General features: G+C 72.1%; 12 protein-coding genes and 1 pseudogene. 2 read left to right on the top strand and 11 right to left on the bottom strand.

The annotated features are described in order from the left end of the window. Nucleotides 1-25 precede the first annotated feature (25 nt). The 6 genes and pseudogenes from JW592_RS22715 to JW592_RS22735 form a co-directional block, all read right to left on the bottom strand. On the bottom strand, nucleotides 26-1324 hold the full coding sequence (locus JW592_RS22715; protein WP_209267041.1) for a geranylgeranyl reductase family protein: 1299 nt from the start codon (nucleotides 1322-1324) through the stop codon (nucleotides 26-28). A 117-nt stretch (nucleotides 1325-1441) separates the two neighbouring features. Beyond that, a complete protein-coding gene (locus tag JW592_RS22720; RefSeq protein ID WP_209267042.1) occupies nucleotides 1442-3724 on the bottom strand; it encodes a serine/threonine kinase C-terminal domain-containing protein in 2283 nt (760 codons plus the stop codon). 174 nt (nucleotides 3725-3898) lie between these two features. Then, nucleotides 3899-3991 (bottom strand): annotated as a pseudogene (locus tag JW592_RS33715) (zinc-ribbon domain-containing protein); the annotation flags it as partial. Nucleotides 3992-4261: 270 nt separating this feature from the next. Next, nucleotides 4262-4960: a demethylmenaquinone methyltransferase gene (locus JW592_RS22725; protein ID WP_209267043.1), complete on the bottom strand. Its 699-nt coding sequence runs from the start codon at nucleotides 4958-4960 to the stop codon at nucleotides 4262-4264. Between the two features lie 49 nt (nucleotides 4961-5009). Then, nucleotides 5010-6215: a cyclic dehypoxanthinyl futalosine synthase gene (gene mqnC, locus JW592_RS22730; RefSeq protein ID WP_307805506.1), complete on the bottom strand. Its 1206-nt coding sequence runs from the start codon at nucleotides 6213-6215 to the stop codon at nucleotides 5010-5012. 115 nt (nucleotides 6216-6330) lie between these two features. Continuing rightward, entirely contained in the window at nucleotides 6331-7170 is an 840-nt protein-coding gene (locus JW592_RS22735; RefSeq protein WP_209267076.1) for a menaquinone biosynthetic enzyme MqnA/MqnD family protein, read from the bottom strand. 261 nt (nucleotides 7171-7431) lie between these two features. Between JW592_RS22735 and JW592_RS22740 the strand changes: the two genes are divergently transcribed. Further along, complete coding sequence (locus JW592_RS22740) at nucleotides 7432-7635, top strand: cold-shock protein (protein ID WP_019354156.1); 204 nt, start codon at nucleotides 7432-7434, stop codon at nucleotides 7633-7635. Nucleotides 7636-7715: 80 nt separating this feature from the next. Here JW592_RS22740 and JW592_RS22745 read toward each other — a convergent pair whose 3' ends face one another. From JW592_RS22745 to JW592_RS22765, 5 genes are read right to left on the bottom strand one after another with little or no spacing between them, the layout of a single operon-like run. Further along, nucleotides 7716-8210 carry a ribose-5-phosphate isomerase gene (locus tag JW592_RS22745; protein WP_209267045.1) on the bottom strand — a complete coding sequence of 165 codons (495 nt, stop codon included), beginning with the start codon at nucleotides 8208-8210 and terminating at the stop codon, nucleotides 7716-7718. A 51-nt stretch (nucleotides 8211-8261) separates the two neighbouring features. Then, complete coding sequence (locus tag JW592_RS22750) at nucleotides 8262-10064, bottom strand: dihydroxyacetone kinase family protein (protein WP_209267046.1); 1803 nt, start codon at nucleotides 10062-10064, stop codon at nucleotides 8262-8264. 37 nt (nucleotides 10065-10101) lie between these two features. After that, a complete protein-coding gene (locus tag JW592_RS33430) occupies nucleotides 10102-11556 on the bottom strand; it encodes an FGGY-family carbohydrate kinase (protein WP_209267047.1) in 1455 nt (484 codons plus the stop codon). Further along, nucleotides 11553-12644, bottom strand: a complete 1092-nt coding sequence (locus tag JW592_RS22760) for a 2-hydroxyacid dehydrogenase (protein WP_209267048.1) — start codon at nucleotides 12642-12644, stop codon at nucleotides 11553-11555. Before JW592_RS22760 ends, JW592_RS33430 begins: the two co-directional genes overlap by 4 nt. Further along, a complete protein-coding gene (locus JW592_RS22765) occupies nucleotides 12641-13342 on the bottom strand; it encodes an HAD family hydrolase (RefSeq protein WP_209267049.1) in 702 nt (233 codons plus the stop codon). The genes JW592_RS22760 and JW592_RS22765 overlap by 4 nt, the downstream gene beginning before the upstream one ends. A 147-nt stretch (nucleotides 13343-13489) precedes the next feature. Here JW592_RS22765 and JW592_RS22770 point away from each other — a divergent pair, with 147 nt between their 5' ends. After that, on the top strand, nucleotides 13490-14275 hold the full coding sequence (locus JW592_RS22770) for a DeoR/GlpR family DNA-binding transcription regulator (protein ID WP_209267050.1): 786 nt from the start codon (nucleotides 13490-13492) through the stop codon (nucleotides 14273-14275). Nucleotides 14276-14480 lie beyond the last annotated feature (205 nt).

Here is a 14480-nt window from a genome sequence, read left to right on the forward strand (position 1 = left end):
GTGTCACGGGCGTCGGGCCCCGCCGTCAGGCTTTGGGTGTCACCTTGGCGAGGCCGTTGATGGTGCGGTCCATGGCGTCGCCGCCGGTGGGGTCGGTGAGGTTGGCGAGCATCTTGAGGGTGAAGCGCATCAGGACCGGGTGCGTGAGGCCGCGTTCGGTGGCGAGCTTCATGACCTTGGGGTTGCCGATGAGCTTCACAAAGGCGCGGCCCATCGTGTAGTAACCGCCGTAGGTGTCCTTGAGGAGCTTCGGGTAGCGGCGCAGGGCCAGCTCCCGCTGCGCCGGGGTGGCCCGCGCGTGTGCCTGGACGATGGTCTCGGCGGCGATGGCACCGGACTCCATGGCGTAGGCGATGCCCTCCCCGTTGAACGGGTTCACCAGTCCGCCCGCGTCACCGACCAGCAGCAGGCCCTTGGTGTAGTGGGGCTGGCGGTTGAAGGCCATGGGGAGCGCGGCACCGCGGATGGGGCCCGTCATGTTCTCCGGGGTGTAACCCCACTCCTCGGGCATCGAGGCGCACCACGCCTTGAGCACCTCGCGCCAGTCGAGCTCCTTGAAGGCCGCGGAGGTGTTGAGGACGCCGAGGCCGACGTTGGAGGTGCCGTCGCCCATGCCGAAGATCCAGCCGTAGCCGGGCAGCAGCCGGTCCTCGGGGCCCCGCCGGTCCCACAGCTCCAGCCAGGACTCGAGGTAGTCGTCGTCGTGCCGCGGCGAGGTGAAGTACGTACGGACCGCGACGCCCATCGGCCGGTCCTCGCGGCGGTGCAGGCCCATCTTCAGCGACAGCCGGGTCGAGTTGCCGTCGGCCGCGACGACGACCGGGGCATGGAACGTGACCGGGGTCTTCTCCTCGCCCAGCTTGGCGTGCACCCCGGTGACACGGCCGGTCCGCTCGTCCAGGACCGGTTCGGTGACGTTGCAGCGCTCGTGCAGCCGTGCGCCTGCCTTCTGCGCCTGGCGGGCGAGCTGCTCGTCGAAGTCGTCGCGCTTGCGGACCAGGCCGTAGTCCGGGTAGCTGGCCAGCTCCGGCCAGGGGAGCTGGAGGCGGTGCCCGCCGCCGATGATGCGCAGGCCCTTGTTGCGCAGCCAGCCCGCCTCTTCGGAGATGTCGATCCCCATCGCCACGAGCTGCTTGGTGGCGCGCGGGGTGAGGCCGTCGCCGCACACCTTCTCGCGCGGGAACGCCGTCTTCTCCAGCAGCAGCACGTCCAGACCGCTGCGCGCCAGGTGGTACGCGGTCGTGGAGCCCGCGGGCCCGGCACCGACGACGATCACATCGGCGGTCCGCTCGGAAGCTGTTGCCTTCGACTGGGGATCGGCCACTGGGACTCCCGCGTGCTGGCTGATTCGGCTGACCGCGCCAGTCTATGCGGGCGCGCGGACCCCGTCGTTGTGCGGCCCCCGCCCTCGGGGGCCGCACGGTTCACGCCCTCGGCTCCGTCAGTTCCCGTCCTCGTCCCAGGTGCTCAGCGCGGTACTGAAGACCTGTTCGCGGTCCGGGTCCCACTCGTCGTAGCGGTTCTCCACATAGATGCTGTACTCGGTGCCGTCCTCGCTGACATACGCCTGGTCGATGGCGTGGATGGTGCGGCCCGAGTCGTCCGAGGTGTAGACGAACTCCCAGCGGGCGCCGGGCCGCCCCCGGAAGGTGTTCTTCGTCAGTTCGAGCCGCCGGTACCCGTCCCGCTTGCGCGCGCCGTTCTCCAGGGTGCGGAAGTTCTCGTACGAGGACTGGCCGGCGTTCTCGATGATGCCGATCCGCAGGTAGTCGCCCCCGGTGGGCGCCTCGTAGTCGACCTGGGTGCCCTTCGTACGGCGCTGCCAGCCCTCCATGACGCCGACGGAGAACCCCTTGGGGTCGTCCATCCGCTCGAAGCCCTCGGGCAGCTCGGTGGTCTGCGGGCTGCCCGGTGAGCCGCCCGCGCCGACGTCCTCGCCGGTTCCGGTGTCGTCGTCGGGGACAGGAGCACCAAAGCTGTCGGACGGTGCGGGCTTCGGCCCCTGCTGCTCCTCGTCGGCGGGCTGCTGCTTCTTGGAGGAGTCCTTGGTGGTTCCCTTCGTGGGCTTCCCGGCGGCCGACTTGCTGTCACTCTTGCCATCGTCACCCGCCAGGTAGAAGGCACCCCCGGCCGCGATGCCGCCCACCAGGAACACGGCCAGGACGAGCCCCGCCCACATCAGTCCCCGCCTGCGCTGCGGCGGCGGCACGGGACCGCCGCCCCCACCCGGGCCAAGGACTTCGGGGCCGTCCCCGGTCTCGGTGGCCGGGTACGCGGCCCCCGGCTCGTCCCCCTGACCGGGTGCCGGCGCCGGGGCGGGCGGCGGCCCGGCGGGCGCGGCCGGTGCCCCCGTGGCGGTTGGGGCGTAGCTGCCCGGTCCATAACTCCCGGCACCGTAGCCGCCGTACGTCCCCGCTCCGTAAGTCCCGGCGCCGTACGCCCCGGCGCCGTACGCTCCGGCGCCGTACGCGCCCGGGCCCGTCCCGCCCGGGCCGCCCTTGCCGAACTGGGCCCGCACGAACGGAACCAGCAGCGTGCCGCCGTACGACCACAGCAGCGCGAACAGCAGCAGCTCGGCGATGCCGATCGCGACTTCTCCGTTCGCGTAGAGGCGGTCGCCGGACCCGAAGTCGCCGTAATCCTCACCGTAGTTGCCGTCGTAGTCGCTGCCGAGACCGCTGCTTCCGTCGTGCACGGCAGCGGTCGACTCGCGGAAGTCGGCCGTGTAGCCCGCTCCGGCCAGACCGGCGATCACCAGCAGGCCGAGGACGAACAACCCGGCCGCGAGCAGCTGTTCGCGGCGGTCGGCACTGCGCCGGGCCACCAACGTGCCCAGCAGCAGCGCGCACGCCAGCCCCCCGGCCAGCGCGCCCACCACAGCCCAGCCGTCGGCGAGGTCGCTCAACTCCCCGTAGCCGAACGACTCGCGCCCCGAGCTCAACTCGCTGACGTTCCACTTGATGTCGGTCGGCGCGCCCCAGGCCAGGGCGAGGCCGAAGGCACCGACGTTGGGCAGCAGCGCCACCAGTGCCCACACGGAGCCGGTGTCGGCGCCGTCCTGGGAGACCAGGACGATGAACATCACGACGGCGGCCAGCGCGCTCACGCACACCAGCGCGAGCCCCGCCGTCCGCAGCGCACCCACCACCACGCGGGGGCCGGGGCGCGCGGCCAACCAGGCGTCGGTCGCTCCCCGGCCCAGCACCACCGCGGCGACGAACGTGGAGAGCAGGAAGCTCCACAGCAGGGTGAGTCCGGGCGCGGACTCCAACTCCAACCCCTCGTACGAGGGAGAGGCGTACAGCCCCAGCGCGAGCCCCCCGAGTCCGCACACTGCGCCGATCCGCAGCGCCGCCTCGAAGCCGGCCGAGGGCGGCGCCGTTGCCAGCCGGCGCCGCTCGCGGCGGGCCGCGACGACGAGAGCGCCGATCCAGACGGCGGTCACCAGCAGCGGCATCCCGGAGAGCTCCGCGTCTCCGGCGACACGCGAGCCCTGGGTGAGGGTGCCGGCGTCGGCCGAGACGCCGAATCCGCCGCCGACCCCCTGGAGCAGCGCGGCCAGCGCGACCCGCATCCGGGTGCCCCAGCCGATGTCCAGGTCGTCGATCTCGTCGTTGGACCAGATGCCGATGGCGCAGGCCGCGACGAACACCAGTGCCAGCGGCCACCCGGCGACACGCAGCGCGCCGAGCCAGTCGCCCTTGACGGTGCGTGCCAGGAACATGCCGACCGGGCTGGGCCGGGCGGGCCCGGTGAGTTGGCCGGGCGGCGGAGGCGGCGCGTACGCGGGCTGTGGAGGCTGCGTGGGCGGCGGCGTGGGCTGTGCCGGCTGCGAGACCTGGGTGGGTGCATGGGTCGGCGGCGCCGCGGGAGGGGGCGGGGCCGCCGGTGCCGCCGGGGCGCCGCACGACATGCAGAAGCGTGCCTCGGCGGGGGATTCGGCACCGCACTGCGAGCAGCGCGACGATGACGGCGGCGGCGGGGACGACATGGCGCTCCGATGCGGTTGCGTACGGGAGGGGATGAAGCGGCACACAGGGGCACCGCTCGTGCGCGTACGGTATGTAGGGACGGGGTTACATCGTTCCGCCGAACGCCCTTGGAGGGAAGAAGATTTATCCAAGCGCAACCGGACTTGGCCGGCAGCGCCTCGGTCCGACTCCGCGTCAGTCCGCGACACCGTGTCGGTTCTCCGGCGCCGTGTCGGTTCTCCGGCGCCGTGTCGGTTCTCCGGCGCCGCGTCGGTTCCCCTGCCCCGCGATCAGTCCCGTGCGCGGAACCCGCGGTGCAGCGCCACGATGCCGCCCGTCAGATTGCGCCACGCCACCCGGGTCCATCCCGCGTCCTGGAGACGGGCCGCGAGCGCCGGCTGGTCGGGCCACTCGCGGATGGACTCCGCGAGGTAGACATAGGCGTCCGGGCTGCTGCTGACCCGCCGGGCGATCGGCGGCAGCGCGCGCATCAGGTACTCGGTGTAGACGGTGCGGAAGGGCGCCCAGGTCGGGTGGCTGAACTCGCAGATCAGCACGCGCCCGCCGGGCTTGGTGACCCGGCGCATCTCCGCGAGCGCCTCCTGAACGGCGCTGACGTTGCGCAGTCCGAAGGAGATGGTCACCGCGTCGAACGTGGCGTCCGCGAAGGGCAGTCGGGTCGCATCCCCGGCGGTGAAGGGCATCCAGGGGTGGCGCTGCTTGCCCTCGCGCAGCATGCCGAGCGAGAAGTCGCACGGCACCGTGAAGGCCCCGGCCTCCACGAAGGGCAGCGACGAGGTGCCGGTACCCGCCGCCAGGTCCAGCACCCGCTCGCCGGGGCGCGCGTCGACGGCGTCGGCGACGGCGCGCCGCCACAGCCGGGCCTGGCCCAGCGAGAGCACGTCGTTGGTGAGGTCGTACTTGGCCGCCACGTCGTCGAACATGGCCGCGACCTCGTGCGGCTTCTTGTCCAGGGATGCCCGCGTCACGTCGTCTGTTGTCCGTCCGGTCGTCAGTTCACGTCGCCAGTCCGCGACGTCAGTTCGCGTCGATGAGCGCCAGTTCGGGGTGGGCGGTTCCCCCGTCGATGGCGGTGGAGGAGAAGTGCGAGACGACCTTGTCGTCCACCGGGTCGTTCGCCGGGTCGTCGTGCACCACCAGGTGCTCGTACGTCGTGGCCCGCTGCGCCGGGACGCGGCCCGCCTTGCGGATGAGGTCGATCAGCTCCATCCGGTTGGAGCGGTGCTTGGCGCCCGCCGAGGAGACGACGTTCTCCTCCAGCATCACCGAGCCGAGGTCGTCGGCGCCGTAGTGCAGCGAGAGCTGGCCGATGTCCTTGCCGGTGGTCAGCCAGGAGCCCTGGATGTGGGCGACGTTGTCGAGGAAGATCCGCGCGATGGCGATCATCCGCAGGTACTCGAAGACGGTCGCCTGCGTCTGCCCCTTCAGGTGGTTGTTCTCCGGCTGGTAGGTGTACGGGATGAAGGCGCGGAAGCCGCCGGTGCGGTCCTGCACGTCCCGGATCATCCGCAGATGTTCGATCCGCTCGGCGTTGGTCTCGCCGGTGCCCATCAGCATGGTGGAGGTGGACTCCACCCCCAGGCCGTGGGCGATCTCCATGATCTCCAGCCAGCGCTCGCCCGACTCCTTGAGCGGAGCGATGGCCTTGCGGGGCCGCGCCGGCAGCAGTTCGGCCCCGGCACCCGCGAAGGAGTCGAGCCCGGCCGCGTGGATGCGCTCGATCGCCTCCTTCGGCGTCACCCCGGAGATCCGCGCCATGTGCTCGACCTCGCTGGCACCGAGGGAGTGGATGACCAGCTGCGGGAACGCCTTCTTGATCGCGGCGAAGTGCTCCTCGTAGTACTCCACCCCGAAGTCCGGGTGGTGGCCGCCCTGGAACATGATCTGGGTGCCGCCCAGCTCCACCGTCTCCGCGCAGCGGCGCAGGATGTCGTCCAGGTCGCGGATCCACACCTTGTCGCTCTTGGGCGAGGCGTAGAAAGCGCAGAACTTGCACGCCGTCACGCACGAGTTGGTGTAGTTGATGTTGCGCTCGATGATGTACGTCGCGATGTGCTCGGTCCCCGCGTAGCGGCGGCGCCGCGCCTTGTCGGCGGCGGCGCCCAGCGCGTGCAGAGGCGCGTACCGGTAGAGGTCGAGCGCCTCCTCGGGAGTGACGCGCCCCCCGGCGGCGGCGCGGTCGAGGGCGGAGAGCAGGTCGGCTTCCGACACGTGCGCTGTCACCGTGGCGTCCCTCCAAAGGTCGCACATTCGCACATTCGATACAGCTGGCCGCTCACCACAGCACAGCGGCGCCGGACCAGCCTACGCCAGCCGTACTCAGGGCATTCGGGGGCACTCAACCGCGCAGCATCTCCACCCGGACGTCCGGCGGGAAACCGGTCGTCGCGCCCGTACGGCGGGCGAACTCGGCGACACCCTCCAGCTGCCGCTCACCGAACCGGAAGTCGAGCGTGGTGAAGTACCGCTCCAGCACCTTCGGCTCGAAGATCTCGTAGCGCGCGGCGTGCTCGGCCACCTGGTCGACCTGTTCCATGGCCAGATCGCGCGAGGCCAGGAAGGCCCGGTGCGTCTCGTGCACCGTCTCCGGGGCGCGCTGGAGGAAGTCGCGGCGCACCGCCCAGACGGCGAAGACGAACGGCAGCCCCGTCCACTCCTTCCACAGCCGCCCCAGGTCGTGCACCTGGAGGTCCTGCTCGGGCAGCTGCCGCAGATAGGCGCGCAGCCCCACGTCGCCGATGACGACGGCGGCGTCCGCCTCCTTCATCATCCGCTCCAGATCGGGCGGACAGCTGTAGTACTCCGGCTGGACGCCGTACCGCTCGGCGAGGAGCAGCTCGGCCAGCCGTACCGAGGTGCGCGACGTCGAGCCGAGTGCCACCCGTGCGCCGTCCAGCTGGTCGAGCGGGACGCGGGAGACGATCTCGCAGGACATCACGTCGCCGTCGCACCCCACGGCGATGTCCGGCAGCGCGACGAGGTCGTCGGCGTTGCGCAGGAACTCGACCAGAGTGACGGGCCCCATGTCGAGGCGTCCGTCGATGATCATCTCGCTCAGCTTCTCGGGGGTGTCCCGGGTGAGGTCCAGGTCCAGCAGGGTGTGGGTGTGGACCAGGCCCCAGTACAGCGGCAGACAGTTGAGGAACTGGATGTGCGCGACGCGGGGTCGGGTGCGCACCTGCCTCGGTTTCGCAGTCACTCTCCGGAGAGTACGCCCCGCTCCCGGCCCCGCCACGCGGGGTCCCTCGGCCGGCGCACGGCACATGATCCGCAGCCCTTCCACGCCGGGCACCACCGTGCTAGGCTCGAAGCCAAGTTGCAGTTTGGTTTCCCTTGCAGTACAGAGCCTGCGGAGCATGTGACCGCGGGCTCTCGTCGTTTTCAGGCTTCTTTGTGGGTTCTGGGAGCAGGGACACCCTTATAGGCCCAAGGAGGGCTTATGGCTACCGGAACCGTTAAGTGGTTCAACGCCGAAAAGGGCTTCGGATTCATCGCCCAGGACGGCGGCGGTCCCGATGTCTTCGTCCACTACTCCGCGATCAACGCATCCGGTTTCCGCTCTCTCGAGGAGAACCAGATGGTGTCGTTCGATGTCACGCAGGGCCCCAAGGGCCCGCAGGCGGAGAATGTCACCGCGCAGTAGTCCCTGACTCTGCAGTATCCAGCAGTACCCAAGGAGCCCCCGCCTCGGCGGGGGCTCCTGCCTTTTGAAGGGGCACCCCCTCAGCAGCCCCGCTCGTAGTCGGCTATCGCGGCGACCTTCTCCGCCGAGGCCGAGCCCTCGTCGAAGCGCTGGTCCAGCCACTCGTCCACCAATGTGCGGGCCAGTTCCAGACCGATCACGCGCTGCCCGAAACACAGCACCTGTGCGTTGTTGCTGAGCACGGAGCGCTGTACGGAGTAGCTGTCGTGCGCGGTGACGGCCCGGATACCGGGGACCTTGTTGGCGCTGATGGCCACGCCGAGCCCGGTGCCGCAGATCAGCAGCGCACGATCGGCCTCCCCGTCGGCGACACGGCGGGCCGCCTCCACGGCGACGTGCGGATAGGCCCGGTCGATGTCCGAGCCGGCGCCGTCGACCCCGACATCGGTGACCTCGGCCACGCGGGCGTCGCCCAGCAGGTCCTTCTTGAGGGCTTCCTTGTAGTCGAGACCCGCGTTGTCGCAGCCCACCACGATCCGGAAGGGCCGGCGGGGCGCTGCGGGGGTGCTGCTCATGGTGCGTTCCTCCTGGTGACGACGGGGTGGCGGGGCGGCGGGGCGAGAGGGTCAGCGGGGGCGTACGGTCTCGGCCAGCGCGCCCAGGACCAGCGCCAGCGACATGGCGCCCGGGTCCGGGGTGCCGACGCTGCGCTCGGCGAGCGGCCTGGCGCGGCCCAGCTTCGGGCGCAGCCCAGCGGTGGCCTCGGCGGCGGTACGGGCCGCTCCGGCCGCCGCTGTGAGCGCCTCGGCGGGCGGAGCCCCCGCCTCCAGCCGCTCCTCGAAGGCGGTCACGAACGGGGCGAGCGCGTCCACGAGGGTCTTGTCGCCGGGTGCGGCCTTGCCGAGCGAGGTGACGGCCTCCAGCGCGGCACGGGCGCCGGCCGCCAGCTCGGCGGGCGCGGGGGCGCGGTCGGCGGGGAGCGCGGTACCGAAGGCGCGCAGGCCGGCGCCCCACAGCGCCCCCGAGGTGCCGCCCGCCTCGGCGGCCCAGGCGTCCGCGGCCGCGCCCAGCAACGCGCCCGGTGCCGCGCTGGTGACCTGCGCTTTCTCGGCGGCGGCGAGCGCCGCGTCCACGCCCTTGCACATGCCGCGCCCGTGGTCCCCGTCCCCGGCGACGGCGTCGAGGCGACCGAGGTCCTCCTCGTGCTCGTGCAGCAGCGTGTGGGCCGCTTGGAGGGCACGCACGACGGTGTCGGCGGTGGTGACCGCCTCGCCGGTTGCGGCGGCGGGCTCGTCGGCCGTCCGGGTGGCGGCTGCCGGGGTGGCGGCCGTCCGGGCGGTCGTCGTCGCCGTGGCGCCCACCGGGGCCGAGGCCGTGCGCTGGGCAGGCACCGATCCGACGGTGCCCTGGCCCTCGGGGGCGAGGACGCCGCGGCGGAACGCGGGGGTGTCGGCAGGGGCGAGCCAGAGCCGTTCCAGCTCGTCGTCCAGCCAGGTGACGGTCAGCGAGCAGCCCGCCATGTCCAGCGAGGTGACCAGCTCGCCCACCTCGGGGCGTACCAGCTCCAGCCCCGCCTCGGTGAGCAGCCGCTGCACCGACGCCCACAGGACGTACAGCTCCTCGTACTTGGTGGCGCCCAGGCCGTTGAGCAGTACCGCGACCCGGCGGTCCGCCGCTGCTTGTTCGGGCCGCTCGGCCAGCAGCCCCTCCACCAGGGTGCGGGCCAGCTCCTCGGCGCTGGTCAGCTCGCTCTCGCTGACGCCGGGTTCGCCGTGGATGCCCAGGCCGAGACCCAGCTTGCCCTCCGGGACGGTGAACAGCGGCTCCCGCTGACCGGGCAGGGTGCACCCCGCGAAGGCCACACCGAGCGAGCGGGTACGGGCGTTGGTGTGCTCGGCGATGCGGACCACCTCGTCCAGGTCCGCGCCCTCCTCGGCCGCCGCGGAGGCCGTCTTGTAGACGGTGAAGCCGCCCGCGATCCCGCGCCGCCGGTCCGCCTCAGCCGTGGGCGCGCTGGCGATGTCGTCGGTGACGGCGAAGCAGCGGGCCGGTATGCCCTCGGCGGTCAGCCGCTGCGCCGCCTGGCCGAAGTTGATGACGTCGCCCGCGTAGTTGCCGAACAGGAACAGTACGCCCGCGCCGGTCTCGGCCTCCGTCGCCACGGAGTGCGCCTGTGCGGCGGAAGGTGAGGTGAAGACATTGCCGATCACCGAGCCGTCGGCGAACCCGTCACCGACCACCCCGCAGAAGGCGGGGTAGTGGCCGGAGCCGCCGCCGGTGAGCACGGCGACCTTCGCGGTGCCGGGCCGGCGGGCCCGTACGACGCCGCCTCCGCCCGGGACGGCGCGGACGTGCTCGGGGTGGGCCGCGACGAAGCCTTGGACCATGTCCTCGGTGAAGCGGGCCGGGTCGTTGCAGATGCGGGTCATATGGGCTCCAGCAGTGTGTTGTCACCCCGGGCGCGGGTCACCAGGAGCGGCGGGCTGTTTCCAAGGTGTCGAGGTAGCGGTGGTAGCCGTCTTCGTAGAAGGCGACCGCCTCGTCGTCGGCGCGGGCGACCCGGCCCTCGGCGGCGGCGCCGAAGCCCTCGGCCGCGACGCCCAGCGCACGCCAGGCGACCCGTGCGGCGCCGCGGATGCCCACGGCGTCCTCCCGCACATGGACGTCCCGACCGAGTACGCCGGCGAAGATGCGCCCCCACTCGCCGGAGCGGGCTCCCCCGCCGCAGGCGGTGACGGCGCCGTCGACGCCGAGGGTCTCCAGGCAGTGCCGCGCCGAGTACGCGACGGCCTCGCACAGGGCGCGCACCAGGTCGGCGCGGCCGGTCAGGGGCGAGAGCCCGTCGAGGCGGCCGCGGGCGCGGGCGTCCACGAAGGGCGCACGCTCGCCGCTGGTGGACAGGAAGGGCAGGGCAGTGACCCCGGCGGCGCCGTACGGGGACTGGGCCAGCAGCGCGTCGAGTTCCTCGATGCGCACGCCGAGCATGCCCAGCAGCCAGTCGAGTCCTGCGGTGCCGATCATCGCGGGCATCACCCGCAGATACCGGTCCTGGTAGGGGGTGGCCAGGATCATGCCTGCCGCCTCGTCCCCCGCGCCCGGCGCCGGGTCGTCGCTGAGCACCTGGCAGGCCAGGGTGGTGCCGATGATGAGGTTGCCCTCGCCCACCCGCTCCAGGCCCGAGCCGAAGCCACAGGCCGGGATGTCGAACGGGCCGGCGCTGACCGGCAGCCCGGCGGGCAGCCCCAGCTCAGCCGCTACCTTGGGCAGCAGGCCGAACAGCGCCCCGGGCGGCGCGGGTTCGGCCAGCAGCCCCCGCCAGCGGCCCAGCCCGCACAGCTCCAGCGCCTCGTCGTCGTAGGTACGCCGTGCCACGTCCAGGAACGGCACCGAGGCGTCGGAGGCGTCCACGGTCCGCTCGCCGGTGAAGCGCTGGGCGATGGCGTCGACGCAGTACCCGGCCACATCGGCGGCTTCCAGCCGCTCGGGCTCGTGTGCGGCCAGATGGGCGAGAAGCGGCCCGGCGGCGCCCGGGAACATGCCCGCTCCGGTGCGCCGGTGCACCTCCTGCGCTGTGCCGTCGGCGGCCCACTTGTCCAGGACGGGGGCCGCGCGGCCGTCCATCCAGGACAGTGCGCGGCCCACCGGGCGGCCGTGCGCGTCCCGCAGCCACAGGCCGTCGCCCTGGCCGGTCAGCGCCAGCGCCTCGATCGGCTCGTGGGGGTCGAGCTGCGCGGCGTCGGCGACCGCTGCCCGTACGACGGTGACGACCGTGCCGATGACCTCGTCCATGTCCTGCTCGACGCGGTTGCCCGGCAGCGTGTACAGCGTGCTGCGGGCCTCGTGCGCGGGGGTGGTGCGCCCGTCGCGCGCGATGAGCTGGGCCTTGGTGACCGAGGTACCGACGTCGACCCCGACGATCACGACTGCCGCCCTCCCCCGGCGCCCCCGGTGGTCTCGAACACCTCCGGGTTAACGACGAACTCGGGGCGCTCGCCGCGCAGGTGGGCGGCCGCCTGTGCCGCGGTGATGGCAGCGGCGCGGTCGGCGGTCTGCCGGGTGGCGCCCGCCAGGTGCGGGGTGGTGATGACGTTCGGCGCGCGGTGCAGCGGCCAGTCGGCGGGCGGCGGCTCGACGTCGTAGACGTCCAGTGCCAGCGCGCCCAGGTGGCCGGACTCCAGCATCGCGGGCAGCGGACCGTAGTCCATCAGTTCGCCGCGCGCCGAGTTGACGAGCACCGCGCCCTTGGGCAGCAGCTTGAGGTTGTCGGCGTTCAGCATGTGCCGGGTCTCGTCGGTGACGCGGGCGTGCAGGCTGACGACCGAGCTGCGGCGCAGCAGCTCCTCCAGCGCCACCAGTTCCACGCCGTCGGCGGCCGCCTTGGCCTGGTCGGCGTAGGGATCGGCGACCAGCACCTTCGAGCCGAAGGCGCGCAGCACCCGGGCGACGATCGCTCCGATGGCTCCGTAGCCGACGAGCCCGACCGTGGTGCCGTCCAGCTCGATCCCGGCGTTCTCGATGGCGTAGTAGTCGCCGCGCCAGGTGCCCTTCTTCAGCTCCGCGTCGGAGGCGGGGATACGGCGCAGCGCGGCCAGCATCAGCCCGAGCGCGAACTCGGCGGCGGCCGCCGCGTTGCGGCCGGGGGTGAAGGTGACCGGGATACCGGCGCGGGTGGCCGCCGCCACGTCCACGTTCACCGGGCCGCCGCGGGCCACCGCGATCAGCTTCAGGTGCGGGGCCTCGCGGATGACGCGGTCGGTGAACGGCGCCATCTGGATCAGCGCTACCTCGGCGTCGCCGAGCGCTTCGAGCAGCTCGTCCTCGGTGCCGCTGGCCTCCTTGACGTTGCCGACGGGGCCGAAGGGGGTGTGCGGCCAGGGCGTGGTCTGGGTACGGAAGTCCAGCGCGGTGCCCGGCGCCGCACCCTTGAGCGCGTCGACGAAGAGCTGGGGGGCGATGAAGTGGTCGCCCGAGGCCAGCACCTTGACCGGGTCCGCTGTCGGGTCCGTCATGCCGGGTCACCTTCCTTGAGGCCGTCCTTGCGCTGGGCACCGTCGCCGAGCCGCGAGAGCAGGAAACGGCGTACGTCGTCGTGGTCGCTCGCCGAGTGCGCGGCACCCGCCAGCGCGTCCGCGGCCGGCGGATAGCCGGGGTTGGGGATGGCGACGACCGTCATCCCGGCCGCCGCGGCGGCACGCAGCCCGTTGCTGGAGTCCTCGACCGCCAGGCAGTCGGCCGCGGGGACGCCGAGCTTCTCGGCGGCCGCGAGGTAGACGTCCGGGCTGGGCTTCCCGCGCGGGACCTCGGCGCTGGAGACGGTGGCCTTGAAGTGGTGGTCGACTCCATGGTGCGCGAGGACGGCGTCGATCACGCGGCGCGGCGCGGACGAGGCGAGCGCGATGGGGCCGCGTGCGGCCGTCTGGGCGATCATCTCGCGCGCTCCGGGCAGCAGCCCGATCTCACCGTCCTCCAGAGCCTTGATCATGCCGTCCACGACGGTGCGCTCGGTGTCGGCGGCGCTGTCGCCGGCCCCGGCGAACCCGGTGAGGAAGGCGGCCCACTCGGGCGCGCTCATACCCTGGCAGCTCTTGGTCTGCTCTGGCCCCCACTGCTTGCCGCGCTCCGCGGCGAACGCGGTCCACAGCCGCTCCCAGAGATGCTCGCTCTCGACGAGCACTCCGTCCATGTCAAACACCACTGCATCGGCCACGGCCGGAACTCCTCACCTTCGGCTCCCAGCAAATTAACACTGGTTTTGTTATCTGTCACTCATGGACTGATACGCACACCAGCAGCGATGTGAGACTTCCGCCCTCCGGGGGCCGGGAGGCGCCGTACGGGGTGCAGGATGGTCCGTATGACCGCCCACTCAGCAGCGCGCCTCACGCGCCAGAAGCGTCAGCAGCAGATCGTCGACCACGTGCTGGCCAAGGGCGACGCCTCGGTGGCGGAGCTGACGGAGCTGACCGGCGTCAGCGTGATGACCGTGCACCGGGACATCGCCGAGCTCGCCGACCGCGGCATCCTGCGCAAGTACCACGGAGGCGTCTCGGCGCAGCCCTCCACCGTCTTCGAGTCCAGCTCCGACTTCCGGCTGCACGCGCACACCGGCGAGAAGGAGGCGCTGGCCAGGGCCGCGCTGGAGTTCGTGACGCCAGGAATGTCGCTGATGCTGGACGACTCGACCACCGCGCTGGCCTTCGCGAAGCTGCTGCCACAGGTGGGGCCGCTGACCGTGGTGACCAACTACCGGCTGATCACCGAGGAGCTGCGGCCCGTCGAGGACGTACGGCTGATCAGCATCGGCGGCGAGTACTCGCGCACCCACGACTCGTGGATCGGGCTCTCGGCCCTGGAGATGATCAAGAGCTTCTCGGTGGACCTGACCGTCGTCTCCACCTCCGCCATCACCGGCACCATGACCTACCACCAGGAACAGGAGATCGTCGCCCTCAAGCGCGCGATGCGGGAGGCCGGCTCGGTGAGCGTGCTGCTGATGGACCACAGCAAGGTCGGCCGCAGCGCCCTGCACCGGCTGGACCCGGTGAGCGCCTTCGACCATGTGCTGCTCAGCGGGCCGGTGGAGGACGAGCTGGTGGCGGAGATGGGGAAGCTGACGCAGGTGCGGGTGGTGCAGCCGTAACCCTTCCCGGCGGGGCAGCCCCTCAGCGGCCGCGCGGCGTCCCGCCCGGCGGCAAGCGCGGCGCACGGTGCAGCGCACGGCGCAGCCGTCCTGTTACCGCCTAACGACCCAGGCCGTTATTTTTAACAAAGCTCTTGATATTTCTCGCAGTCGGGCTGAGTATCTGCGGTGCACCAACTGGTTACCTCAGAGCGGAGGCCCCCCG

The organism is Streptomyces spirodelae (assembly GCF_017676385.1).
GTDB classification, from domain to species: domain Bacteria; phylum Actinomycetota; class Actinomycetes; order Streptomycetales; family Streptomycetaceae; genus Streptomyces; species Streptomyces spirodelae.

What these genes read in the sequence shown, in the direction of transcription:
- JW592_RS22760 (WP_209267048.1), bottom strand. Translation starts at nt 12,644, where the DNA reads ATGACGGACCCGACAGCGGACCCGGTCAAGGTGCTGGCCTCGGGCGAC.
- JW592_RS22720 (WP_209267042.1), bottom strand. Translation starts at nt 3,724, where the DNA reads ATGTTCCTGGCACGCACCGTCAAGGGCGACTGGCTCGGCGCGCTGCGT.
- JW592_RS22770 (WP_209267050.1), top strand. Translation starts at nt 13,490, where the DNA reads ATGACCGCCCACTCAGCAGCGCGCCTCACGCGCCAGAAGCGTCAGCAG.
- JW592_RS22750 (WP_209267046.1), bottom strand. Translation starts at nt 10,064, where the DNA reads ATGACCCGCATCTGCAACGACCCGGCCCGCTTCACCGAGGACATGGTC.
- JW592_RS22740 (WP_019354156.1), top strand. Translation starts at nt 7,432, where the DNA reads ATGGCTACCGGAACCGTTAAGTGGTTCAACGCCGAAAAGGGCTTCGGA.
- JW592_RS22745 (WP_209267045.1), bottom strand. Translation starts at nt 8,210, where the DNA reads ATGAGCAGCACCCCCGCAGCGCCCCGCCGGCCCTTCCGGATCGTGGTG.